Origin of the sequence: Mucilaginibacter sp. PPCGB 2223 (genome assembly GCF_001705515.1) — a bacterium.
Classification (GTDB): Bacteria; Bacteroidota; Bacteroidia; order Sphingobacteriales; family Sphingobacteriaceae; genus Mucilaginibacter.
Window position 1 is genome coordinate 1,572,091 of sequence record NZ_MDJS01000001.1, and the last position, 23,693, is coordinate 1,595,783.

The window sequence follows — 23,693 nt, forward strand, 5'->3', positions numbered from 1 at the left end:
CCGGTTGTTAAAAATCGTTGTAAATATTGCGGAACGAACTGCGTAGCCCAAACGTGATCATCCCGGTTTTGTTATTGAATACGCTATTCTTTTCGTCGCGATATAATGCTCCAAGTTCCAGCCTCAAATTGTATTTCGGATTGAGGAGATAGGCTATTTTTCCTTCGGCATAATAAAAATCGGTGCGTAAACCCTGTCCTATAAAGTTACCAGTGGTTTTGGCAGGCGTTTGATACGATTCGAAAATATTTTGCCCATAATTAAGCCCGTTCATGTCCATCCCGTAATAGGCATAATTAAGCTGTCCCTGCAGATCAAAACGGCCTGTCGAGTAGTTTAATATTCCGAGCCACTCTCTAAAGTTTGCCCCAAGCGGGTGAGCCAAAGGCTCGTCGTAATGCGAGTAGTTTCTGAATCCTACCGTCTCGGTATAAGTATAAGGTTTGGCTGCGTTAAATTCGAACAGGTAATTCAATGTTTTTACTTTCAGCAAGTCGGCGCCGCGTATGCCCAGCTGGTAAGCATATTTGTTCCGCGAACTGCCGTTGCTGGAGAAGAAATCGCCTGCCTGAAACTCGGTCAGATAAAATTGGCCGTAAACAATGTTCTTATCGGCAAATTTCCATTTGAAGGTTAGGCCAAGCCCGTTTTTATCTGGCGAACCATGTGAAGATTCGACCGTGGTAAGGAACGTCAGCGGGCTGGCGTAACTGAAATCAAACCCGCGTTTGTGGCCTACGCTGTCCCTGTCGGCCGAAACCAGCGACTCGAAAAACCCCAGCGAAACCCGGTTGCTTACGCTCCAGTCGATATATTGAAAATAACCCCATTTTTTGAGGTTCGAGTTATCGCCTGGCACTTTTGGTCCGTTAGGGTCTTCAAATAAAGAATATAGTGCAATGTATTTAACGCTGCCTACATTGACCGTTGCTTTAAAAAAAGGATAGGGTGAGGCATAATCGGATAATAACATTGAGCGGTAACCATCGCCGATAAAGTTTTTATCCTGCCCGGCGGTAAAGTTTACATACTTAACCGGCGTGTAGGATAGCAGAAAGGCGTAATACGACCAATCGGTAATATTGCTCCCGCGATTGGTTACCCGGGTTTGCCCGGGCACTACGCCCGTGCTGTTGGCGTAGTTGGTAATATAAGCCGGCAGTTGTGCCTTGTTATTATAGCCGCTGCCATAAAAAGAGAATTTAGAGCCAATGGTGCCGCCAACCTGGTAGCCTAAAGTGGTTAGCCAGGTAGCTTTGCTGCTGGCAAAGTCGTACCCGGTTTGCAGGTCGGGAAGTATGTCTGCATAAAGCGTATAACCGGCCCGTTGCACATCAACCAGGTGTTCGTTAAAAAAGCGCCCCTTTAACAGGCCATTGGCCTTATTGTTAGCTTGCATTAACGAGTCGTATTTGTGCCTGAGCAAGGTATCATCAACAAACCATGGTTTTATCGAGGTATGTATTGCAGTATTCGTTGCATACAGTTCGGTGCTGAATTTTTGATAAAACTGGTACGAATAAGGTTGGTATACAGACTGCGCTCTTAGCGCAGATGCCGCCAAAACCATCACCATCAAAAACAGCAGTACCCGTTGGTATATTTTAGATATATCGATGTTCATACGTTGCGATTAAAAATCATGGTAAAGGTTTCTGAAACTGCTGCGCAGGCCAAAAGTTATCAGCGTTGTTTTCGTATCCGAAACCGCATTTTTCTCCTGACGCAGTAATGCCCCTACTTCAACCCGCAGGTTATATTTCGGGTTGAGCACATACGCTATTGTCCCTTCGGCGTATTTTAAAGTGGTTGCCAGGCCCTGCCCGGTACTTCCATTAGCAACCGATACGTTATCGGGTAAGGTAATGTCTTTACCGTAGTTAATCCCTCCGGAGTTTAAACCGTATGTTGCATAGTTTAACTGTCCCTGCAAATCAAATTTTCCTATCGAATAATTTAGTATCCCCAGGTACTCCTTAAAATTAGCCCCGAACGGATGCCCAAGCGGCTCGCTGAACTGCGTATAGTTAACTATTGGGTTTTGATCGGCGTAGGTATACGGATCGGCTGTATTGTATTCGAACAGATAGTTCAGCGCCTTTATTTTAAACAGGTCCGCCCCGCGGAAGCCTAATTGATAGGCGTTCCTTGTCGTCGACCCGTTATCGAAAAGCAGTTGCCCGTAAACTGTCGTCTTATCCAGCACTTTGTATCTGGCGTTAAAGCCCAATAAAGTATGGTCGGTAATAGGCGATGACGGCCCTATAGAGCTTGAAAAAATCAAGGGGTTAATATAGTTGAGGTCAAACCCGTGCCGGTTGCCCTGGTCATCAGTCTCGGCGGCTATCAATGCGTTGAAAAAACCCAGCGAAGCACGGTTGGTCACATTCCAATCCACATAATGAAACACTGCCCACTTGCGCCTGTTATTTGCGCCGCTGGTATTCAGATCAAACTTATGAGCATTCTGATCGTCGAGATAGGCCCACATGGTCATATATCGTACATTTTTGCCCAGGTCGGCAGTTAAGCGGAACAAAGGATAGCTCGAAGAATAATCAGATAACAATACCGAGCGGTAACCATCGCCGATAAACATTTTATCCATACCCAGGTTAAGCATAATGGCATTTGAAGCCTGGAAGCCCAATAACACAGTAGAGTACGACCAGTCGCTGCTGTTTTTAACCGTGGTTTGGCCTATAACGGTTCTGTCCTGTGCCTGGCCAGGTACAAAAGCTTTGGTCTGGATATACGCTTGCTCATAATTGGCAAAACGGCCCTGGTTTTCGTACCCGCTGGCAAAAAAGAAAAACCGGGAGCCAATTGAGCCGCCGGCTTCGTACCCCCTGGTATTGATATAAGTGGTCTTGCTATCGTTTAGTTCGCGGCCCTGGCCGATATCTGTCAGGTAATCAAAGTAAAAAGTAAACTCCTTGTTCCTGACTTCGGCAATATGCCCGTTAAATAAAACCCGGTGTATCCAGCTGTTTTTACGATTATCGGTATTGTTCAGCATGAGCGAGTCATACCGTGGACGCAGTGCGCTGCTATCGCCGATAAAATATGGTTTTACCGATGTGTGCAGTTTTGTTAACGGGCTATACACATCAATATTCAGCTTTTGGTAAAACTGGTAACTATACGGCTGATAATCCAGCTGAGCAAATGCCGGTAGAGCAAACAGGATAGAAAAAAGGGTAACTAACAGAGCTTTTTTATACCGGTGGCAATATTTCATAGGCGTACGTTGGTGCTTTTATTAACGGCAAAAAGCGGGTTATGTTTTTATGCACTATCGCCGCAAAAATAAAATAAATAATCACATACCCCTTTTTATTTAACAAACGCGCACAAATAACAAAGGCCATACTTTAAGCATGGCCTTTGGTTGTATAGTCGGAACAGATTAGCGTCGCTGACCTAATACTCCCGAAAACTTACCTTCGTAATCTTTCAGTTGTTTATCAAAATCGTTCGCCAATGTCGTCTGCTGGTAACGCTTGGTTATAGTTGCCATATCGTTCAACACCGAAATACCATACTGCACCGTGCGCATATCTACGGCTTCCGGACTTTTCTGCAATAAATAAGCGTTATAATCCAACTGATCTTTGAGATAGCCGTCGATGCTTTTCATCAGATCATTAGCCGGCTTCGGCTCATTTAGCTGATAGAATGTTTGCGCTATAAAGTTTTTACGGATAGCCGATTCGATATCCGGATAAATATCCGGCATTACGTCGAGATACCTGTGCAATGCTTTCGATGCCATATCCGGGTGCCCTTCCTGCAGCAGGCTTTGCGCAAGGTTTGAGAATGTACCCAATATCAGCGGGTAAAACATGGTTGATGATTCGTGATCCAGATAACGGGCATTTTTCATATTACCCCATTTGTATTTCTCCATCACGTTTTTGTACATCGCCATGGTGTTGGTTTTGTCCAGTTGTTCGTTACCCCTCAAAGCGGTATCTGGTTTAAACGGCATCAGATGATAGGCGAAACCTTCTTTATACAGGTATTGCTGTAAGCCGATCATGTTATCATTGCCTACGGTTACTGCGAAGTATACCGGCCGCTTCCAGTTGTTATGCGCCAGTATATCCAGCATAGCCAGGTTATCCTTGGTTACATAGTTCGAAGTGTATTTCCACTCCATGGCCGGGGTAATTTTATCGCGCTGTGATGCAGGGATAGTACCGCTATTGATCACATCATCAGGGTTAACAGTTAGCTTAAAGTTTTTGGTAGGCAGGTAATTGGCTGTTTCGCCGCCCTGCAACTCGAGCTTGGCACGCGGATCATCAGAGGTGATAAAGTCAAAAATCTCCTTCAATTCTACCGAAGACGGTATTTTCGCATCATTATAGTAAACCACATCGCGAACGCCTAACTCGAATTTCTCGTCGGGCATCGTAATAGGCAGCGGATCGGAATTATTCATCTTGTGCTTCATGCCGCGTATGTACCAATCGGTACCTAACAAGCTCAGGTTAACGATGCGTACATCCGGGCGGACGCCTTCAACTTCCTGATCATACCATAACGAATACGTGTCATTATCGCCATAGGTAAACAAAATGGCATTAGGAGCGCAACTGTTCAGGTAGTTCCAGGCCATATCGTGCGGTGTCCATTTGGTTGAGCGGTCGTGGCTCTTCCATTCCTCTTTAGCCATTACTACCGGTACGGCCAAAAAGCATAAGCCTGTTGCTACAAGTGCAGCCACCTTGCCATCGAGTTTTTTACGGATACCATCGGCAACTGCTATCACACCCAAACCTATCCATATAGCAAATGCATAGAATGAGCTTACGTATGAGTAATCACGCTCACGGGGCTGTTCAGGTGGTTGGTTTACATATAAAATAATAGCCACACCGGTAAAAAAGAACAACAAAGCAACTACCAGCGCATAACGGCGGTTACGGCTAAAATGATAGATCATACCCAATAAGCCTAATATCAAAGGAGTATAGAACAGCGGAGTATAGGTATTGCTGTTCAAAATACTTTTAGGCAGGTTATCTTTATTATCAAAGATACCCGAGGTTGGCAGGCCATCCACCTTACCCTGGTTGGCCTGGCCATCAAGGTCGTTATAACGGCCAACAAAATTCCATAAAAAGTAGCGGATGTACATCTGTTTGATCTGCCAGCTGAACATAAAGCCTAAATTATCGGCAAAAGTCGGGCTCTGGCCTTCACCAAGCTGCATCCATTCTTTATAGAAGTTAGGGTGATCGCCTTCGGTATCATACATACGCGGTAACAGTGTGTTCCTGTCGTAGATATAGTCGGTTTTTTTACCTGCAACTTCATAGCTGGTTTTACCCTTACGATAAATAGTACTTCCTTCTTTCTGGTCAACAGGCTTTGAATCGAAATACTGGCCGTAAACCAAAGGGCGCTCGCCATACTGATCGCGGCTTAGGTAGCTTTGCATGGTGATGGCGTTGTTCGGGTCGGTGTTGTTCAGGTTAGGGTCGGCCTTGGCACGGATAGGGATAAAGGCAAACGAGCTATAACCCAGGTAAATAAATGCCAGGCATAAAAATATCAGGTTCATTACCGGTTTGTTACTGCGTGTACTGTAAATAATACCCCAGGCAATAACAGCAACAAGCACCACAATGGCAAACAATGCGCCCGAGCCAAAGCCCAAATGCAGTGTATTAACAAAAAACAAATCAAAATAACCGGCAAACTTTACGGTGTATTGTATCACACCAAACATTACTGCTAACAAAATCGCCACACCTATACCCATTGCAATAATGGTATTACCCGGTGTAATGGTTTTGTACCTGCGGAAGTAATACACCAGCGCAATAGCCGGTATAGTTACCAGGTTCAGCAAGTGTATACCGATGGATAAACCCATCACATAGGCGATAAACACGATCCACCTGTCGGCGTTCGGTTCATCTGCATGGGCATCCCATTTTAAAATCCCCCAGAAAACAACTGCGGTACATAACGATGAAGTAGACCATACGATGGTTTCGACAGCCGAGAACCAAAACGTATCCGACCATGCAAAGGCCAGCGCGCCAACCAAACCTGCGCCCATAATTAATATGGTACGCGAGGCATCGAGGTTTTCGGTGCTTTTGGCCAGGAGTTTTTTAGCCAGCGCGGTAATCGTCCAAAACAAGAACATTACCGTAGCCGCGCTCGACATGGCTGTACCCAAGTTGGTAAAATATGGAACTTTTGCATTATCACCCATCGAAAGCAATGAGAATGCTTTACAGATCATGGTAAACAGCGGATAACCCGGCTGGTGCGATATCTGCAATTTAAAGGCACATGAGATGAACTCGCCGCAATCCCAGAAACTTACCGATGGCTCTAAAGTTAAAATGTACGTAATTGCCGCTACTGCAAAGCAAAGCCAGCCCAAAATGTTATTGATTCTGTTGTATTGCATAGCTTTTCAGGAAATAGAAAAAATCATTTGTAAGGTTTATAATTGATTTTATTGTGTTACGATATCGGTGTTTCGCGCGGGTGCTCGGTTGTCGGAGCAGGAGCGTCATTTTTTTCTAAAGATATAGATGATGAAGGCACATACGGTTCCGAATGGTCGGTTGCTATGGGAGCCTGGCTCACGGGTGTACCGGGCGTATTGGTTACCGGGGTAGAATGTTCCGGGATCTGGTTAGTGTTTTGTACCGGCGGCGCAGGCGGCGGAGTTGGGTCGCTTTTGGCTGTCTCCTTATTGATCTGCTCCTGTATATCTCTCTTCACGCCTTCCGAAGCATCTTTAAACTCGCGGATGCCCTGACCTAAACCGCGGGCCAGTTCAGGAAGTTTTTTACCACCAAACAACACTAAAGCCACTAACAGAATCACAATGGTATCCTGACCACTGAAAAACAATAACGTTGAACTTAACATAACAATTTTATTAAATAATCAATTAACATGAAACTTTGCTTTATACAGAATGCCTGTAATTAAGCTGCAAAGATATGCTAAAAAATACAGTATCCGAATAGGAATAGCATTAACATAGATACCGCATTTACATCAAAGTTAACTGCAAAAAAAACTTAAAAAATCATTTAAAGCAAGGTTTAACAGTTTTTAACAAAAAGTGCTGCCGGTAAGTATTCAAGAGGCTGAAAATTATTTGCGGGTAATATGATCAAAAACAAATCGAATTGGCTCTATTATATTACTTAATTTGATTGAAATCAGTTAAACAACATAAAAAACCGATCAAAAACCTAAAGTTTCGAGATATTTTACCTATATACATCAACAATCGTGCATAAAACCCCATAAAATCTATAAAATTTATCAAAATTCTGTTTTCACCCTTAAATATTTGATGATTTGATGTATATTTATGACGTGATTAAGAATTTTATTAAAATATCGCTGTTTACACTATTCCTTTTCGGGGGATATTGCCATGCAACGATAGCCAACCTTAGTCGCAAACAACAGGTACAAAAAAACAACAAAGCACCGGCGTCGGTATCAAAGCACAATAGCAAAGATGCCTTTGATGCTTTTTTTAACTACGGCAGCGCAGCACAGCTTACCTCCCAAAGTTTTAAGCAGGTGCACTTTAATAAAGCGGCGGTAGTTTTCCAGTCGCGGATAGCTGCCTGCATCCATTCACTCCCGCATTATACAGGCACCCATGTTTCGGGCTTAGCAAGGTTTTATAAGCTCATCCTATTTCCTTTCCACGCTTTTTGGTAAATACAAAATCCGGCAATTCATTTCATCTGGCACAACAATAGCTCCACTGCTATGCAGGGGCAGTTACTTATTGTTGTAATTTTTCCCGGCATCACCGGCCATATCCGGCATGCATGGCCCGTAATTGCTAATTGCACAACATTATTTACCAAATCAATCAAACTTAGAGTGGCATTTTATGCCCTGTTCAAAACCCCTTATAACAATGAAAAGATCACTACCTTTTGCAATACTTGTTATTGTACTCATACTCGCTTTAATTTCCCCTTCTTTCGAAACTGTTACTGTAGCAGGTAATAAGATAGACAGTGGCGACACTGCCTGGCTACTTACCTCAACCGCCCTGGTTTTACTGATGACTCCAGGACTGGCCTTTTTTTACGGCGGCATGGTAACCAAGAAAAACGTACTCTCAACCATGATGCAAAGCTTTGTATGTATGGGTGTCATCACCGTTATCTGGGTGGTATTCGGCTTTAGCCTCGCTTTTGGCGATTCGATTAACGGCATTATCGGCAACCCGTCGACCTTTTTTATGATGAAAGGCATGCTGGGCAATGCAACCTGGAAGCTGGCACCTACCATACCATTGGTATTATTCGCCATGTTCCAGCTAAAATTTGCGGTAATTACTCCTGCATTGATCACCGGAGCTTTTGCCGAACGTATCCGTTTCAATTCGTACTTAATATTTCTATGTCTGTTCATGGTGTTTATCTATGCGCCCCTCGCCCACTCTACCTGGCACCCCGATGGCCTGATGTTTAAATTGGGCGTGCTCGATTTTGCCGGCGGTACGGTAGTACACATGTCGGCCGGCTGGGCTGCGTTAGCATCGGCAATCTATCTTAAGCAGCGCAACGAAAAAGCACATGCCCCGGCGCGCATCAGCTATGTGTTACTGGGTACAGGCTTATTATGGTTTGGCTGGTTCGGGTTTAACGCAGGTTCGGCGCTGGGTTCGGGCGCTCTGGCCGCAACGGCTTTAGCTACTACAACTACAGCTTCGGCAGCAGCGGCTATGTCGTGGATATTTTTTGATATGATGCTGGGCAAAAAACCATCGGTAATGAACGCCTGTATCGGCGCGGTGGTCGGTCTGGTGGCTATTACGCCTGCTGCCGGCTTTGTAACCGTATCATCATCTTTAATTATAGGTATAGTAGCCGCGGTTGTAAGTAATCTGGTGGTGATGTGGCGCTCACGCACCTCAATCGACGATACGCTGGATGTATTCCCCTGCCACGGCGTGGGCGGTATGGTAGGCATGTTGCTTACCGGGGTATTTGCACATACTAATGTAAACAGCGGCAACTCTACCGGCAACGGTTTATTTTATGGCGAAACACATTTGTTCCTGATGCACCTCATTGCACTGGTAGCCGTATCGATATTTGCTTTCGGCGGCTCGTTCATCCTGTTAAAAGTGACCGACCTGATCAGCCCTCTCCGAGTAAGCGAAGAAGAAGAGGCTTTAGGTTTAGATATCAGCCAGCACGGCGAAGAACTTTAAGAAACTTATTAGTTGTTGATAAGTGATTAGTTTGTTTAGTTATAGCGTCGCAGCTTTTAGTTGCGGCGTTATTTTTTATAAACCGGCCTCAGCTACTGCAACCTGTGGTTCGGCATGCTTTTTTGTTTCGAGGTATGGCTTGTGATAATTTTCCAGGAACTCTTTTTTCGAATCGCGGTAAAAAGTAACGGCACCTATCATACTCAAGAATTTTATATAACACCAGGCCAGATCGATCTGGTGCGGCATAAAGCCCGATCGCGCGCTTTTAGGGTACAGGTGATGGTTATTGTGCCACTCGCCCGCCACATAACCCGGCCATAGCTGGTTGATCGACATATCGTTACGGTTATAATCAACACCATCGCGGCGCTTATCATCGCCCTGGCCATGCCCGTCATAATTAAATGTGCGTACGCCAACCGCCCAAAAGCCCGCCGCACCAAATAAAGTACATGCCAGGGCATGCCCGCCCATGGCATAAAAAATAAAATACCAAAGGCTCCAGTTAACGATCCAGTAAATAACAGCCGAATATGGGTTGGCCACCGAGCCATATTTTTGATACTGCACATAGGTATTTACCTTAACGCCGGTATGTTTCATCAAATTGCCAATGCGCTTGTAATCGCCTTCACTAAGGTCGGTAGCAATGGGCTGGTGATTGACATCGGCCAGAAAGCAATACAGAAAACCGCCCTGTGCGTTATACGGATCGCCGGGCTGATCTGATTTGGCGTGATGCACATGGTGCGATACCACGTATATTTCTTCGGGAATAATTTTAAGCGTGAGGTTTTGGGTAAAAAAGCGCCAAAACGCATTTTTAAATTTATAGGCGCCATGGGTACAATAGCGATGATACCAGATAGTACCGTGCGTACCCATAACAATCATGCTATATACAAAAGCCGCCAGCAGCATCCACAAACTAAAAAACTTAAAAATAAACAACAGGAAAAACGGCACCAGGCACAATACCTTTAACCAGCTGAAAAATGCCAGCCAGTTTTTACGGCTTTTAAAAACATTTAGGCGTGAAAAAAATTCGCTGAAGATTTGTTTTGGGGTCGGCTTTATCAGATCGCCGTTTTCGTGTTTCCATCCGTAAGATGGCGGTTGCAGTACATGGTCTAAAAACGCCATTAGTTTATAATTAAGGTGCGGTGCGGCTTAACGCTATTCTGAATAACCTTAATTATAAAAAATAGTCTGCGAATTGTAAAGATATAATAAAAATGTGATTTAACGACTTTTATGCCCAAATTTTAAATTGCCCACCTGCTAATCAACAAGGTCAAACTCAAAAATTCACTGTAAAACAATGGTATGGTGTTTCATAATCATACGATAATTCAAACTTATAGCTTTCGCATATTTGTTTTGAGATAGTCAGGCCCAGTCCGCTGCCTTCGGAGTTTGCCGATTTGCTAAAACGTTTAAAAATTTCGTCCCCGGGCAGTTCAGCACCGGTCCCCGTGTTTTTAATGCTCAGTTTTTGCATGTTTAGCATTATCTCTACCGTCCCGCTGGCAGGTGTATGCCGTATAGCATTACCGATCAGGTTATTTAATAAAACATCCATCAAAAAAAAACTGGCTTTAATTTCTTTTGCTGTCAGGTCACATTTCAGGTCAAGTTCCTTGTTGACAAACAACTCTTTAAATTGATTGATCTTATTTTCTACGAGTTGTTTCATATCGACAACCTGATCATCCCTCACTAAATGATTCTCAATTTTAGCCAGCAGCAACAGCGATTGATTTAAACGCGTCAGGCGGGCCACTGCATCGTAAACATCATTTAGCAGACTGCTTTGCTCGGCATTAAACTCGCCGGCCTGGATGAGCGAATCTAATTTTGAATTAATAACTGCTATAGGCGTTAGTAATTCGTGCGAGGCATTCTCCGTAAAGGTTTTAAGGGCCTTATAATCCGTTTTGACCCGCGATGCCATACTGGTCACCGCACTATTCAATTCGTTGAATTCGTCGATAGTCGAATTGCTAATAGCAATATCCTTGTTATCAGTCAGGCTGAACAATCTAAGCTGCTGCAAAATATTGTAAAATGGTTGCCAGATGCGATTTAAGATTAACCTGTTGGCTATAGACAAAACCAACAGCAAGAAGAGGATGACGCCGATGGTAATACAAAAGATGATCCGGATAAGGTCCTCGGTCTCGACTTTCGATTCGATGATGGTCACCTGATAAGTCTGACCTTTTACCTGTACAGATGTGATCAGTCCACGCCCTGATTCCGCTTCGTGCTCTTTAGGGTTAAAATAATCCGTATTGATAAACCTGCGCTCAACGGGGCCATTAACCCGAACAAAAAATATATGCTGATCTTTATATTGCTCAATCTTCGGCAACTTGTTATTCTGTTTCACGTAAGTGAACGTTTCCTGCTCCTCGATCAATATATCTTTATCGACCTGATCGTTAAGGATATAGCTGATGGCCTTATAGTAGATAAGACCTGTTACAAACAATACTGCTACGGCCGATGCAAGGTTTACCCTGTTATATTTGGTTAATAACTTCATTGGTCGGTAAACTTATAGCCCATGCCGTAAGCAGCTTTAATGTAATCCTTCGCGCCGGCCTCTTCGAGTTTTTTGCGCAGATTTTTAATGTGCGAGTAAATAAAATCAAAGTTATCAGCCATATCGGCGCCGTCGCCCCACAGGTGCTCGGCAATAGCATTTTTTGAAACCACCTTATTCTTGTTCGCAATAAAATATAAAAGCAGGGCATACTCTTTACGTGTTAGCTTAAGCAATACGTTATTTATCCTTACCTCCTTAGCTAACAGATCAATAACAAGCTCATTAAATATGAGCGAGTTACTGCCGTTGAAAGATTTACGCCTTACTATGGCCATTAAACGTGCTTTAAGCTCCGATAAATGAAAAGGCTTAACCAGGTAATCGTCGGCGCCCATTTCCAGCCCTGCTACTTTATCATCGAGCGAATTTTTTGCCGAGATGATCAATACCCCGTCGGGGTTATTATTCTCCTTCAGATACTTTAATACGTTAAAGCCGTTACCGTCGGGGAGGGTGATATCGAGCAAAATACAATCGTAATTATAAAGGCTTACTTTGGCTATAGCCGATTGGTAATCGGGCGCTGTTTCGCACAGATTCCCCCCATCCGAAAGGTAGTTTTCTACACTTTCCCGGAGTCCTTTCTCATCCTCAATTATTAATATCTTCAACTATTAAGAAATTTTTATTCAATAATTAAATTACGCCTATCAAAAATCAACAAAAACTACACATAAAAGAAATAAAACAAACTCAAACTTACAATTTATAACTTACAACTCTGCCTGACACCCTATTATTAAAAACGGTTAAATCACTCTATAAAAACCGTTAAATCACGGTTTTGTAATCAACTGCATGCAAATATTTTTGTAGCCACAATCAAACTACATCCAAAAGAACGATAAAGATGAATACCAATTCTGGAAATATTCTATAGTTAATTAATGGTTAAATAAACACTATACACACTCATTTTTTTTGAAACAATAACGCCAAAATACCGTAATAAGTTAAAATGCAATAAATGTAGCTAATGTGGACTTAGATTAAATACTTTATACAAAAATGGTTTTAAAATTTTATTTTGAATATCAAAAAGCTTAATAGTTTGTATTTATTAAAATTTTTCTATTTTTACATTTCGAAAACCATCACAATATGAAATTCACACCGACTAAATTTTTTAAGTATAAAAATCCCCCTTTTTTAGCGCTGGTAGTCGTCATGTTCGGGCTCTTTTGTTCATCATCTGCCTATGGCCAAATCGACTATAGTTACGGGGTGAGTAAAAAAGGTTTCCGGGTGGGCGTAGGTCTGGGCGCTTCGCAGTTACAATCAAACTGGAGCAAAACGTCGATCGGGCCTGCGGGGATTTTGTATTTGGATTATGACCTTAGCCCCTATTTTACTATTGGTTTAGATGGCAGTTTTGGACAGCTTACAGGTACCGATGCCGAAAACAAACTATACTTTACCAAAACCAGTGTAGTTTTTGCCGGAGGCAGTTTAACCTTTAAAATCGCTCTCGGACAGTTTGCCGACTTTAAAAGTAAAAATGGCTTCCAGGATGCGATGAAAAGGCTTTATGTTGGGGTTGGTATAGGCGAAGTTTATTCAAATTTCACTCTTACACCGCATACTGATGGTAAAGGGTTGCCAAGCCTTGTTGTATCGGGTTTAGCCTATGGCAAAATACCTCCCGGAACCAAACAAAAAAGTAACGGAACTTTTGCCGGAAATATAACGGTCACCCAGATACCGGTAAGCTTTGGTACAAATATTGCTTTGCGTGGTTTCTTAGGGAATGACAAGGTTGAGTTGAATCCAAACCTTCAGTATGTATTCGTTCAGAGTCCGTACTTCGATGGTTATCAGCCAAACTCGCAGCCCGACCCTAACAACCCTCTTATTGGGGTGAACGGAAACCAGGCTTACTTTGTAGGATCGCTTACATTAAGATTTAAATTTTAGGACAACGTTGACTCAAAATACCCTTATTAAACACACTTTAACTATTTAAACCAACAACCATTTTGAACATCGATATGACTACAAAATATATCAAAATAGCCCTGTTAGCCACATGTGCAACATTTTGTGCCTGCAAAAGCAAAAAAATGTACGAAGTGCCTGATGAGGTGCGCCCTTTTAAAGGCAAAACCATAACCGCTCCCCCGGGGATGGTATATATCCCTGCAGGACAGATATTTGAGAAGAGCTCTATTAGAGATTCAAATGCTGTGGATACGTTATCGCAAAGGAGGGTTACTTTAACCGCATTTTTTATAGATGCTACAGAAGTGAGCAATAAACAATACCGCAGGTTTGTTGATTGGGTAGCCGATTCGATTGCAGTTACTGATTTTATTAAAGACCCTAAATATTTTTACAAAACCAAGATCAAATCAAAAGCCAAAGGTGCTAAAGATTCGACGGTACAACGCATTAACTGGAGCAAGATCAATATCACCGGCAAAGTTCCTTTTTGGTTAAACAACGACCTTCAGCCAAAACTTTCCGGCCTGGTAATTAATTCGGGAGGAAAGAAAATATTGAATAAAGATAAAGTAAAGTTCACCTTTGTGCACGTACAGGCCGGCGGTCCCAATGATGGCAAAAGTGTGACTGATACCGTGAACGTTATGCCAGACAGCAACGTTTGGGCCGAAGACTTTCCAAATTCACAATCGGATATTTACGTAAACAATTACTTTACCAACAAGGCTTTTGAAAGCTACCCCGTTGTAGGCGTTAACTGGAAACAAGCTCGCGCTTATGCCGCCTGGAGAGGTATTATATCGGGCTCGCAGGATGAAGGTTTGAAAGATTTTGGTCTGCGCTTTAACTTGCCTACAGAGGCACAATGGGAATATGCAGCATCGGGCGGCGAAAATAATTCCGAAACGGTTGCCGGAAATGTGGCTGCATACACAACAATTAATGTCGTTCCTTCGTATATAAACAAAAAAAGTAAAAAGAACTTGCCAATCGCCAACTTTAAACAAGGTGACGGTAACTATACTAAAGACGGTTCAACATATACTTTGCCTGTGAAATCATACGCTCCTAACTTATTCGGCATTTACAATATGCAAGGCAATGTTGCCGAATGGACACTTGACGCATATAGCCCTTCGGCCCGCGAATTTGTAGATGACCTGAACCCTGTATTGCTTTTTGATGCACCGGACAACGATGTTGATGTAATGAAACGTAAGGTTGTACGCGGCGGATCGTGGAAGGACCCGGCTGCTGACATGAACACCGCAACGCGCAATTACGAAGTGCAGGGCACCGCTCACTCATACATTGGCTTTAGATGCGTAATGCTTGCTCCCGACCTGTTAACTGAACAGGTTAGAACACGCTCGGCTGTTAAACCACCTAAAAAGAGCAAAAAAGCAGCTAAATTAACTGCATCAACTAATTAAGATCTGACACACAGAGAAACGGAAACTGTAGAAATATGAAAAAGAGAATCCTCATTGTTTTGTGTATAATGCTTGTGGCAAGCCTGTCTACAATGGCGCAGAGCAAAAAAAGAAGCAAAACAAAAACCCCTGCCAAAAGAACTACCAAGGTTGTTAAGCCTAAAACAGATACAACTGCTATCGCAGCAAAAAAAGATTCAACTCCTGTTGTGGTTCAGAATACTCCTAATAAAGTAGTGTCGGTGCCCGATTCGGATGATGGCTATCTAAAAAGCGAAATAATGACCAAGGCCAGGCCATTCCCGATACCTGACCCTAACCCGAATAACATTAAATATTACCACCGTTACTGGAGGGATATTGATCTGAAAGACCCTCGGAACCAGAAATTTAATACGCCTGGTGCTACCTTAATCGAGGCATTGTTAAAAGGGATTAAGGATGGCAGAATAAACGCCTATGATGCAACCGGGGGCATCCCCGAAAACCCCGGAGGCGACGCATTTACTGTGCCGATGAGCTATGATAATTTAATGGGCCGTATGCGCGACACTGCTACAATTGACAAATTGGATAAAGATGGCAACAAGATAGGCAGCGAAAGAAAATTGAATGACTTTTCTCCAGACAAAGTAGTTGGATATCGTATTAAAGAAGATGTGTATTTTGACAAGCGCTTGTCGCGTGTGCAAACCCGCATCATTGGCATAGCACCTCTGATCAGGGTTACATTAACCAACGGCGATACTATCGGTACGCAGCCGGTATGCTGGTTAAAATATAAACAGTGCCGACTTGTGTTTGCTACAATGGATGTTTCTGACCCCGACAAAAACCTGTACGACGTAAGCATGGACGACATGTTTTTACAAAGGCAGTTTTATGCCAAGATCGTGGAAGAATCGAACCCGCTGGGCCGCAGGATAAAGGACTATATGAAAGATCCTGCCGACCAGGATAAAGAAGCACAACGCATCGAAAAGAAACTGGCCGATTACAAAGCCAATGCATGGGCGTATACCACAACAGGCGCTTTGGATGGAAGTGAAGCTGCAGCCAACGCCAAATCGGGTAAAAAACAGGCGGCTCCTAAAAAGGCTGCAAATACGCCTCCGCAGCCGACACCTTCAACAGGTGCTCCTGTAAAGCAATAACTTTTACATTAATAAAAATAAAAAAGCCCTCCTGAACAACTTGGGAGGGCTTTTTTATTTAAACTGTAGCTGATGTCATAAATCAAAAACGGTATTGTATAATTTAAAAATTATACTGTATTTTGCATCAAATTTTAAAGCTATCCCAAACTTTAAATAAAATGAAGCGACCAGGCATATACAAGCAGGAAACTACAGCAAAATTTGCTGTGGCTACTTGCGCTTTGGTTACAATGGTTGTGATACCCACATCACGACGAAGGCTTTTTATTACGAGGCTTTGATTCGGTAATTGAGTCACCCTCAAACTAAAAAAGGAAACATTGGGTCCTTTCCCTGGTTATTTCTCAACTAAGGTTTTTCAAAATTATCTGATTTTATTAAGCTAATATTTTTCTTTCGATGACCATACAAGATTTTGATATTCAGGTTGCAACCGGTCAGCATGTCGAATACGCCCAGCAAATCTGTGATGAGATGGCTGAATCGGCAAAAGCCAGGGGCACCGGCATAGCCCGCCGCTCGCCTGAATATGTTGCCGACAAAATGCTGGAAGGCAAGGCGGTTATTGCTTTATACAAAGATGGTACGTGGGCGGGGTTCTGTTATATCGAAACCTGGAGCCACGGCGATTTTGTGGCCAATTCGGGCCTGATCGTTAATCCGGAGTTCAGAAAAGTTGGTTTGGCAAAAGCCATCAAAGAAAGAGTGTTTGAATTATCACGTACCAAATACCCCAACGCCAAGATATTCGGTTTAACAACCGGCCTGGCTGTAATGAAGATCAACTCGGACCTGGGGTACGAACCGGTAACCTACTCTGAATTGACGCAGGACGAAAACTTTTGGCAGGGCTGTAAAAGCTGCGTAAACTACGACATCCTGATGAGCAAAAATCGCAAGAATTGTATGTGCACCGCCATGCTGTTCGACCCGGCCGAGAAGCAAAAAGAGTACGAAGAAAAAATGAAAAAAATCACGCACAAAGCCACCCTGCTGGAGCGTATTGAAAACGCATTAAAAAAAATAGGGCAAGATCATTGAGTGAGTGGTGAGTAGTGAATGGTGAGCAGAGCCATAATGAACAACACTGGTTAATGACTAATGACCATTGAATAAACATATCAAATGAAAAAGAAAGTAGTATTGGCTTACAGCGGCGGTTTAGATACCTCATTCTGCTGCATTTATTTAACACAGGATTTAGGTCTGGAAGTGCACTCCGTTATTGTTAATACCGGTGGCTTCAGTAAAGAAGAACTGGATAATGTGGAGAAACGTGCTTACCAGATGGGCGTAACCTCGCACCATGTGGTTGATGAAACCGTTAACTTCTACAATACCTGCATCCGTTATCTTACTTATGGTAATGTGTTAAAAAACAATACTTACCCTCTATCGGTAAGTGCCGAACGTGTTAGCCAGGCCACAGCTATTGCTAACTATGCTAAAGAGATTGGCGCTGAGTACGTTGCTCACGGTAGTACCGGCGCAGGTAACGATCAGGTTCGTTTTGATATGATATTCAATATCCTGGTACCCGACGTAAAAATACTGACTCCGATCCGCGATCTGAAATTAAGTCGTGAAGAAGAGATTAAATACCTGAAAGACCATGGCGTGGAGATGAACTTCGAGAAAGCCAAATACTCCATCAATAAAGGTATCTGGGGTACATCGGTTGGTGGTAAGGAAACTTTAACATCAAATCTTGGCCTGCCTGAGGATGCCTGGCCCACACAGGTAACTGAAACAGCACCTAAACAATTGGAACTGACTTTTGAGAAAGGCGAGCTAATTGCTATCGATGGTAAAAAATACGATCATCCAACGCAGGCCATACAGGCTTTACAGGCTACCGCACAGCCTTATGGTATTGGCCGCGATATCCATGTTGGCGATACCATTATCGGCATTAAAGGTCGTGTAGGTTTTGAAGCCGCTGCGCCTATCATCATCATCAAAGCTCACCATACTTTAGAGAAACATACACTTACTAAATGGCAATTGTCGTGGAAAGATCAATTATCGACCTTCTACGGTAACTGGCTGCACGAAGGTCAGTTTCACGACCCAATCATGCGTAATATAGAAGCATTTTTAACAGATACCCAGAAAACCGTTAGCGGTAAGGTATTTGTCGAACTGCACCCATATCGCTTCCAAATCATCGGTATCGAATCGGATCACGACCTGATGTCGAACAAATTTGGCAGCTACGGCGAAATGAACAATGCCTGGACCGGCGACGACGTTAAGGGTTTTTCGAAAATATTCGGTAACCAGGTAATGATCTATCACAAGGTTAACCACACAAACGATTAAAGATGAGCAATAACAATCAACAACCTTCATTAGCTGGCCCGGGCGTTTCCAAATCAAACTGCCTTAACCAATATAACTGGGGCGATGATTGTTATGGCTGGACCTTTGTCGATACCCCTGCCCTATCCATAAAACAAGAGCTAATGCCGCCCGATACCAGCGAACAGCTGCATTATCATGAGCACGCCAACCAATTCTTTTTTATATTAAAGGGTACGGCAAAGTTTATGATAGATGGTGTTGATCACGTTTTGAAAACGAGTGAGGGGATAGAGATAAGGGCAGGACAAAAACATAAAATAAGCAACAACGACCCGGCCGACCTGGAGTTTATTTTATACTCACAACCATCCACCAATAACGACAGGATAAATATTTAATCCCGGAAAGGGGCAAAGAATAATGAGCAACGAACAAAATATAGGCGATTATAATTCACTAATCCGTGTAAAGGCAGGCATAGTTGGTGGTGCAGGGTATACCGGCGGCGAACTGCTGCGTATTTTGGTCAATCACCCCGATGTTGATATTGTATTTGTACACAGTAACAGTAACGCTGGTAATTACGTTTACGAAGTACATACGGACCTGTTCGGCGATACGCAATTGAAGTTTGGCGATGAATTGTCGGATGATATTGATGTGTTGTTTTTATGTGTTGGCCATGGTGATGCCAAAAAATTCCTGGAAGCTAACGCTATTGCGCCACAAATCCGCATCATTGATCTGAGCCAGGATTTCAGGTTAAGTCAGAATTCAAAATTCCATATCCAGAATATAACCGCCGACCCGGAGCCAAGCTTCAGGCAGTTTGTTTATGGTTTACCCGAATTAAATCGCGAAAGCATAAAAACGGCTAAGAACATTGCTAACCCGGGTTGCTTTGCTACTTGTTTGCAGTTGGGATTATTACCGCTTGCCGCAAAAGGCTTACTGACCAGCGAGGTGCACATTACGGCCACAACGGGTTCAACCGGAGCGGGCCAAAGCCTGGCGGCGACATCGCACTTTACCTGGAGAAATGATAACCTTTCTGTTTACAAGGTATTTGAGCACCAGCATTTGAATGAGATTGGCCAGTCGTTAAAACAATTACAGCCTGATAAGGCGATTGGTGATATAAATTTCATCCCTTACCGGGGAGATTTTACACGAGGCATTATTGCATCCATGTATACCGAAAGCGATTTAACCGAAGACGAAGCGTTAAAACTATATGCCGGATATTACGATGGGCATCCGTTTACCCATGTTACCAAGCGCAACATCGATATGAAGCAGATCGTGAATACTAACAAATGTTTTATACAGGTTAAAAAGCACGGGACTAAGCTGTTTATCGTTAGCATATTGGATAACCTGCTTAAAGGTGCATCTGGTCAGGCTGTGCAAAATATGAACTTAGTTTTTGGATTACCAGAAACTGCAGGTTTAAGGCTAAAAGCAGTTGCTTTTTAATTATAAAAGTGCCATTGTGAGGTACAAGGAGTTTTAATATTAATACACAAAAAATGAAACTATTCGACGTTTACCCTATCAACAATATCGAGATTGTTAAGGGACAAGGCAGTTTGGTTTGGGACGCGCAGGGAACTGAGTACCTGGACCTTTATGGCGGTCACGCTGTAATATCTATCGGACACACTCATCCACATTATGTGCGACGACTGGAGAACCAGCTGCATAAACTCGGATTTTATTCAAACTCGATCGAAATCCCGCTGCAGCAGGAGTTGGCCGAAAAACTGGGCCATGTTTCGGGTAAGGAAGATTATCAACTATTTTTGGTAAACTCAGGCGCCGAAGCCAATGAGAACGCATTGAAACTTGCCTCGTTTTACAACGGACGGAAGAAAGTGATCGCTTTCAGTAAAGCATTCCACGGCCGTACATCCTTGGCAGTTGCCGTTACTGATAACCCGAAGATCGTTGCGCCTATTAATGAGACCGACAACGTGATATTTCTCCCATGGAACGATGAAGCGGCTTTAGAGCAGGCTTTCGCCGACCATAAAGATGAGATATCGTCGGTAATTATTGAAGGTATACAAGGCGTTGGCGGCATACAGGTAGCGCCCGAAAGCTTTTTGAGAAAAATACGCTCACTTTGCGACGAACATAATACGGTATTTATTGCCGATAGTGTACAATGCGGTTATGGTCGGAGCGGTAAATTTTACTCGTTCGATTATGCCGGCATCAATGCTGATATTTACAGTATGGCTAAAGGTATGGGTAACGGCTTCCCTATCGGGGCAATATCTATAGCACCAAAAATTAAGCCGGCTTACTTTATGCTGGGTACCACTTTTGGCGGTAACCACCTGGCCTGTGCGGCAGCACTGGCTGTGTTGGAAGTGATGGAACACGATAACCTGATCCAGAACGCTGCCGAGGTTGGCGGTTACCTGATTGATGAATTGAAAAAGTTCACTCAAATTAAGGAAGTGCGTGGCCGTGGCCTAATGATCGGTATTGAATTGCCCGAAGAGCTGGCGCATGTTAAAAAAGAACTGCTGTTTAAGCATCATATTTTTACCGGCGAGGCTAAACCGAATGTGATCAGGTTATTGCCTGCGCTCAACCTGACTAAAACACATGCCGACAGGTTTTTGGAAGCATTCAGCACCGTATTAGCCGGCGAGGCTGTGCCACATTAATCATGTAATTATTACCCGAAAGCAAAAGGCTTTTAGCTTTATGCTTTCGGCTTTAAGCCTTAAACAATGAAACTTTTTTCTTCTGTACACGACGTTACCGACATTAACCAACTGGTTGCCGATGCGCTTAAACTGAAACAGGACCCGTATGCTTTTCAGCACCTGGGCAAAAACCGTACCCTGGGATTGATCTTTTTAAATCCAAGCCTGCGTACCCGTTTAAGCACGCAAAAAGCCGCAACCAACCTGGGCATGAACGTAATTGTGATGAATATGGATAAAGAGGGCTGGGCTCTGGAGTTTAACGATGGCGTGATCATGAACGGCACTACCGTTGAGCACATCCGTGAAGCAGCCGGTGTAATGGGCCAATACGTTGATATTTTAGGCGTACGTTCGTTCCCTGGCTTAAAAGATCGCGAACTGGATTACAGCGAAGAGATATTTAATAAATTCGTAAAGTACTGCGGTATACCGGTTGTAAGTTTAGAATCGGCAACGCGTCATCCGCTGCAAAGCTTAGCCGATTTGGTAACCATTACCGAACTAAAGAAAACTGCACAACCAAAAGTAGTATTAACCTGGGCGCCTCACGTTAAGCCGTTACCACAGGCCGTACCCAACTCTTTTGCCGAATGGATGTGTAAAGCCGATGTTGATTTTGTGATAGCCCACCCCGAAGGTTATGAGCTTTGCGCCGATTTTACGCAGGGTGCTACTATTACTCATAACCAAACTGAAGCTATAGCCGGTGCCGATTTTATTTATGTAAAAAACTGGTCGGCTTATGAGCCTTATGGAAAAGTGATTGGCGGATATGATGATTGGATGCTGACACCCGAAAAGCTTGCGCAAAGCAATGATGCCAAAGTAATGCACTGCCTTCCCGTAAGGAGAAACTTAGAGCTTTCGGCAGAGATATTAGACGGACCTAACTCATTGGTGGTACACGAAGCCGGGAACCGTGTTTGGGCTGCCCAGGCGGTGCTGAAGAGTATGTTGGAAAGTTTGCAGTAGCGGCGGCAGTTGCGTTAACCGGTGCTATAAATCCGAAATTGAAAATTCGAATTTCGAAATCATGTACATACCTAAACATTTTGAGAACAGCGATACCAAAGAGATTTTGAGGTTTATCCAAAAGTATAGCTTTGGCACCATTGTTACTGCGCAAAATAATGTGCCATTTGCCACGCACATGCCTTTTGCGATTGAGATGGAGGGCGATGACATAGTTTTAACAACACATATCGCGAAAAACAACCCGCAAGCTGAACAATTGCTCAACAACGAGGTAATGGTTATCTTTTCTGAACCACATGCCTATGTATCGCCGAAACATTACGAAAAAGAGCAAAGTGTGCCCACATGGAATTATATGGCCGTGCATGCTTATGGCAGGGCCACCATTATTGACGATGCCGATACAGCTTTAGCCCTGCTGGAGAAGATGATAAGGCAATACGATTTGGGCTACCTTAAACAATGGGATGGGTTGCCTATGGAATACAAAACCAAAATGCTGAAAGGCATTGTTGTTTTCGGGATCAGGGTAACCTCATTACAAGCGAAAAATAAACTGAGCCAAAATCGCAGTGAGACTGAGCGCCGGAATATTATTGAAGCTTTAGAGAAAAGCGCGGATGGGAATGAAGTTGCGATTGCCAAGTATATGAAAGCGACTAAATAACAGTCTGTAAGTTAAGTCGGAGGTTTGATCGATTATTGACAAACTCCTGATCTTCGCCAACCAAAATATCCTTAACTTCGTCAGTAAGATATGAATATTCAACAAGCCACATTTGGTAATGGTTGCTTTTGGTGCACTGAGGCCATTTTTCAATCCATACAAGGGGTCCAATCGGTAAAGTCGGGATACATGGGCGGCAGCAAGCCAAACCCAACCTATATAGAAGTTTGCAACGGCGATACGGGTTACGCCGAAGTAATCCGGCTGGAGTACGATGCCGATGTCGTTTCATTCGATACCCTGCTGCTGGCTTTTTTCAAAAGCCACAACCCCACTACGCTTAACCGCCAGGGCAATGATGTAGGCACACAGTACCGTTCGGTTATTTTTTACCACAGCGATGAGCAAAAGCAACAGGCCGAAGCAATGATCAAAAGGCTCACCGGTGAGCATATTTTTGATCAGCCAATCGTTACCGAAGTAACCCCTGCCAGCGAATTTTACATTGCCGAGGATTATCATCAAAACTATTACAACGATAACAAGATGAAGCCTTACTGCATGTTTGTTATCCAACCCAAAATGACCAAGTTTGCGAAGGAATTTACCAGCATCATCAAACCCGGATTATTGTAAACAGTTAA

At 43.4% G+C, this 23,693-nt stretch carries 20 protein-coding genes; 13 read left to right on the forward strand and 7 right to left on the reverse strand.

Features of this window, described 5'->3' with window-relative positions; translation table 11 throughout:
* Window positions 1–7 precede the first annotated feature (7 nt).
* The 4 genes from BEL04_RS06750 to BEL04_RS24570 all read right to left on the reverse strand — a co-directional run bounded on the left by BEL04_RS06750 (window position 8) and on the right by BEL04_RS24570 (window position 6,906).
* Window positions 8–1,624 (reverse strand): gliding motility protein RemB, encoded by a 1,617-nt coding sequence (locus tag BEL04_RS06750; protein ID WP_066001574.1) that lies wholly within the window; start codon window positions 1,622–1,624, stop codon window positions 8–10.
* A gap of 9 nt (window positions 1,625–1,633) precedes the next feature.
* The gene (locus BEL04_RS06755; RefSeq protein ID WP_066001580.1) at window positions 1,634–3,241 is read right to left on the reverse strand and encodes a hypothetical protein; all 1,608 of its coding nucleotides are present in this window, start codon (window positions 3,239–3,241) and stop codon (window positions 1,634–1,636) included.
* A gap of 168 nt (window positions 3,242–3,409) precedes the next feature.
* Window positions 3,410–6,436 carry a DUF2723 domain-containing protein gene (locus BEL04_RS06760; protein WP_066001581.1) on the reverse strand — a complete coding sequence of 1,009 codons (3,027 nt, stop codon included), beginning with the start codon at window positions 6,434–6,436 and terminating at the stop codon, window positions 3,410–3,412.
* A 56-nt stretch (window positions 6,437–6,492) separates the two neighbouring features.
* Window positions 6,493–6,906 (reverse strand): twin-arginine translocase TatA/TatE family subunit, encoded by a 414-nt coding sequence (locus tag BEL04_RS24570; protein ID WP_083227792.1) that lies wholly within the window; start codon window positions 6,904–6,906, stop codon window positions 6,493–6,495.
* Between the two features lie 441 nt (window positions 6,907–7,347).
* Between BEL04_RS24570 and BEL04_RS06770 the strand changes: the two genes are divergently transcribed.
* Complete coding sequence (locus tag BEL04_RS06770; RefSeq protein WP_139112938.1) at window positions 7,348–7,722, forward strand: hypothetical protein; 375 nt, start codon at window positions 7,348–7,350, stop codon at window positions 7,720–7,722.
* A gap of 205 nt (window positions 7,723–7,927) precedes the next feature.
* A complete protein-coding gene (locus tag BEL04_RS06775) occupies window positions 7,928–9,235 on the forward strand; it encodes an ammonium transporter (RefSeq protein WP_066001585.1) in 1,308 nt (435 codons plus the stop codon).
* A gap of 75 nt (window positions 9,236–9,310) precedes the next feature.
* Here the strand turns inward: BEL04_RS06775 and BEL04_RS06780 are convergent, their stop codons facing one another.
* The 3 genes from BEL04_RS06780 to BEL04_RS06790 form a co-directional block, all read right to left on the reverse strand.
* Window positions 9,311–10,381 carry a fatty acid desaturase gene (locus tag BEL04_RS06780; protein WP_066001586.1) on the reverse strand — a complete coding sequence of 357 codons (1,071 nt, stop codon included), beginning with the start codon at window positions 10,379–10,381 and terminating at the stop codon, window positions 9,311–9,313.
* 157 nt (window positions 10,382–10,538) lie between these two features.
* Window positions 10,539–11,786 carry a cell wall metabolism sensor histidine kinase WalK gene (locus BEL04_RS06785; protein WP_066001587.1) on the reverse strand — a complete coding sequence of 416 codons (1,248 nt, stop codon included), beginning with the start codon at window positions 11,784–11,786 and terminating at the stop codon, window positions 10,539–10,541.
* Window positions 11,783–12,460 carry a response regulator transcription factor gene (locus tag BEL04_RS06790; protein WP_066001589.1) on the reverse strand — a complete coding sequence of 226 codons (678 nt, stop codon included), beginning with the start codon at window positions 12,458–12,460 and terminating at the stop codon, window positions 11,783–11,785. The genes BEL04_RS06785 and BEL04_RS06790 overlap by 4 nt, the downstream gene beginning before the upstream one ends.
* Before the next feature lie 490 nt (window positions 12,461–12,950).
* Here BEL04_RS06790 and BEL04_RS06795 point away from each other — a divergent pair, with 490 nt between their 5' ends.
* The 11 genes from BEL04_RS06795 to msrA all read left to right on the forward strand — a co-directional run bounded on the left by BEL04_RS06795 (window position 12,951) and on the right by msrA (window position 23,685).
* Complete coding sequence (locus BEL04_RS06795) at window positions 12,951–13,763, forward strand: hypothetical protein (RefSeq protein WP_066001590.1); 813 nt, start codon at window positions 12,951–12,953, stop codon at window positions 13,761–13,763.
* A gap of 74 nt (window positions 13,764–13,837) precedes the next feature.
* Window positions 13,838–15,223, forward strand: a complete 1,386-nt coding sequence (locus tag BEL04_RS06800; protein ID WP_066001595.1) for an SUMF1/EgtB/PvdO family nonheme iron enzyme — start codon at window positions 13,838–13,840, stop codon at window positions 15,221–15,223.
* Between the two features lie 35 nt (window positions 15,224–15,258).
* Complete coding sequence (gldN, locus tag BEL04_RS06805; protein WP_083227793.1) at window positions 15,259–16,377, forward strand: gliding motility protein GldN; 1,119 nt, start codon at window positions 15,259–15,261, stop codon at window positions 16,375–16,377.
* A gap of 402 nt (window positions 16,378–16,779) precedes the next feature.
* Window positions 16,780–17,421: an acetyltransferase gene (locus BEL04_RS06810; RefSeq protein WP_066001597.1), complete on the forward strand. Its 642-nt coding sequence runs from the start codon at window positions 16,780–16,782 to the stop codon at window positions 17,419–17,421.
* An 84-nt stretch (window positions 17,422–17,505) separates the two neighbouring features.
* Window positions 17,506–18,702: an argininosuccinate synthase gene (gene argG / locus BEL04_RS06815; protein ID WP_066001598.1), complete on the forward strand. Its 1,197-nt coding sequence runs from the start codon at window positions 17,506–17,508 to the stop codon at window positions 18,700–18,702.
* 2 nt (window positions 18,703–18,704) lie between these two features.
* Complete coding sequence (locus tag BEL04_RS06820) at window positions 18,705–19,082, forward strand: cupin domain-containing protein (protein ID WP_066001605.1); 378 nt, start codon at window positions 18,705–18,707, stop codon at window positions 19,080–19,082.
* 22 nt (window positions 19,083–19,104) lie between these two features.
* Window positions 19,105–20,160, forward strand: a complete 1,056-nt coding sequence (gene argC, locus BEL04_RS06825; RefSeq protein WP_066001607.1) for an N-acetyl-gamma-glutamyl-phosphate reductase — start codon at window positions 19,105–19,107, stop codon at window positions 20,158–20,160.
* 53 nt (window positions 20,161–20,213) lie between these two features.
* Window positions 20,214–21,362 (forward strand): aspartate aminotransferase family protein, encoded by a 1,149-nt coding sequence (locus tag BEL04_RS06830; protein WP_066001610.1) that lies wholly within the window; start codon window positions 20,214–20,216, stop codon window positions 21,360–21,362.
* A 66-nt stretch (window positions 21,363–21,428) separates the two neighbouring features.
* Window positions 21,429–22,379, forward strand: coding sequence for an acetylornithine carbamoyltransferase (locus tag BEL04_RS06835; protein WP_066001615.1), 951 nt, complete (start codon window positions 21,429–21,431; stop codon window positions 22,377–22,379).
* 61 nt (window positions 22,380–22,440) lie between these two features.
* Window positions 22,441–23,049: an FMN-binding negative transcriptional regulator gene (locus BEL04_RS06840; RefSeq protein ID WP_066001618.1), complete on the forward strand. Its 609-nt coding sequence runs from the start codon at window positions 22,441–22,443 to the stop codon at window positions 23,047–23,049.
* A 90-nt stretch (window positions 23,050–23,139) separates the two neighbouring features.
* Complete coding sequence (gene msrA, locus BEL04_RS06845) at window positions 23,140–23,685, forward strand: peptide-methionine (S)-S-oxide reductase MsrA (protein ID WP_066001621.1); 546 nt, start codon at window positions 23,140–23,142, stop codon at window positions 23,683–23,685.
* The last annotated feature ends 8 nt before the right edge of the window (window positions 23,686–23,693 follow it).

Bases quoted from the DNA above. Each gene is read 5' to 3' on its own strand.
- BEL04_RS06785 (WP_066001587.1), bottom strand. From the start codon at position 11,786: ATGAAGTTATTAACCAAATATAACAGGGTAAACCTTGCATCGGCCGTA.
- argC (WP_066001607.1), top strand. From the start codon at position 19,105: ATGAGCAACGAACAAAATATAGGCGATTATAATTCACTAATCCGTGTA.
- BEL04_RS06820 (WP_066001605.1), top strand. From the start codon at position 18,705: ATGAGCAATAACAATCAACAACCTTCATTAGCTGGCCCGGGCGTTTCC.
- BEL04_RS06830 (WP_066001610.1), top strand. From the start codon at position 20,214: ATGAAACTATTCGACGTTTACCCTATCAACAATATCGAGATTGTTAAG.
- BEL04_RS06780 (WP_066001586.1), bottom strand. From the start codon at position 10,381: ATGGCGTTTTTAGACCATGTACTGCAACCGCCATCTTACGGATGGAAA.
- BEL04_RS06760 (WP_066001581.1), bottom strand. From the start codon at position 6,436: ATGCAATACAACAGAATCAATAACATTTTGGGCTGGCTTTGCTTTGCA.
- argG (WP_066001598.1), top strand. From the start codon at position 17,506: ATGAAAAAGAAAGTAGTATTGGCTTACAGCGGCGGTTTAGATACCTCA.
- BEL04_RS06755 (WP_066001580.1), bottom strand. From the start codon at position 3,241: ATGAAATATTGCCACCGGTATAAAAAAGCTCTGTTAGTTACCCTTTTT.
- BEL04_RS06750 (WP_066001574.1), bottom strand. From the start codon at position 1,624: ATGAACATCGATATATCTAAAATATACCAACGGGTACTGCTGTTTTTG.
- BEL04_RS06795 (WP_066001590.1), top strand. From the start codon at position 12,951: ATGAAATTCACACCGACTAAATTTTTTAAGTATAAAAATCCCCCTTTT.
- gldN (WP_083227793.1), top strand. From the start codon at position 15,259: ATGAAAAAGAGAATCCTCATTGTTTTGTGTATAATGCTTGTGGCAAGC.
- BEL04_RS06840 (WP_066001618.1), top strand. From the start codon at position 22,441: ATGTACATACCTAAACATTTTGAGAACAGCGATACCAAAGAGATTTTG.
- BEL04_RS06775 (WP_066001585.1), top strand. From the start codon at position 7,928: ATGAAAAGATCACTACCTTTTGCAATACTTGTTATTGTACTCATACTC.
- BEL04_RS06810 (WP_066001597.1), top strand. From the start codon at position 16,780: ATGACCATACAAGATTTTGATATTCAGGTTGCAACCGGTCAGCATGTC.
- BEL04_RS06800 (WP_066001595.1), top strand. From the start codon at position 13,838: ATGACTACAAAATATATCAAAATAGCCCTGTTAGCCACATGTGCAACA.
- BEL04_RS06835 (WP_066001615.1), top strand. From the start codon at position 21,429: ATGAAACTTTTTTCTTCTGTACACGACGTTACCGACATTAACCAACTG.
- BEL04_RS24570 (WP_083227792.1), bottom strand. From the start codon at position 6,906: ATGTTAAGTTCAACGTTATTGTTTTTCAGTGGTCAGGATACCATTGTG.
- msrA (WP_066001621.1), top strand. From the start codon at position 23,140: ATGAATATTCAACAAGCCACATTTGGTAATGGTTGCTTTTGGTGCACT.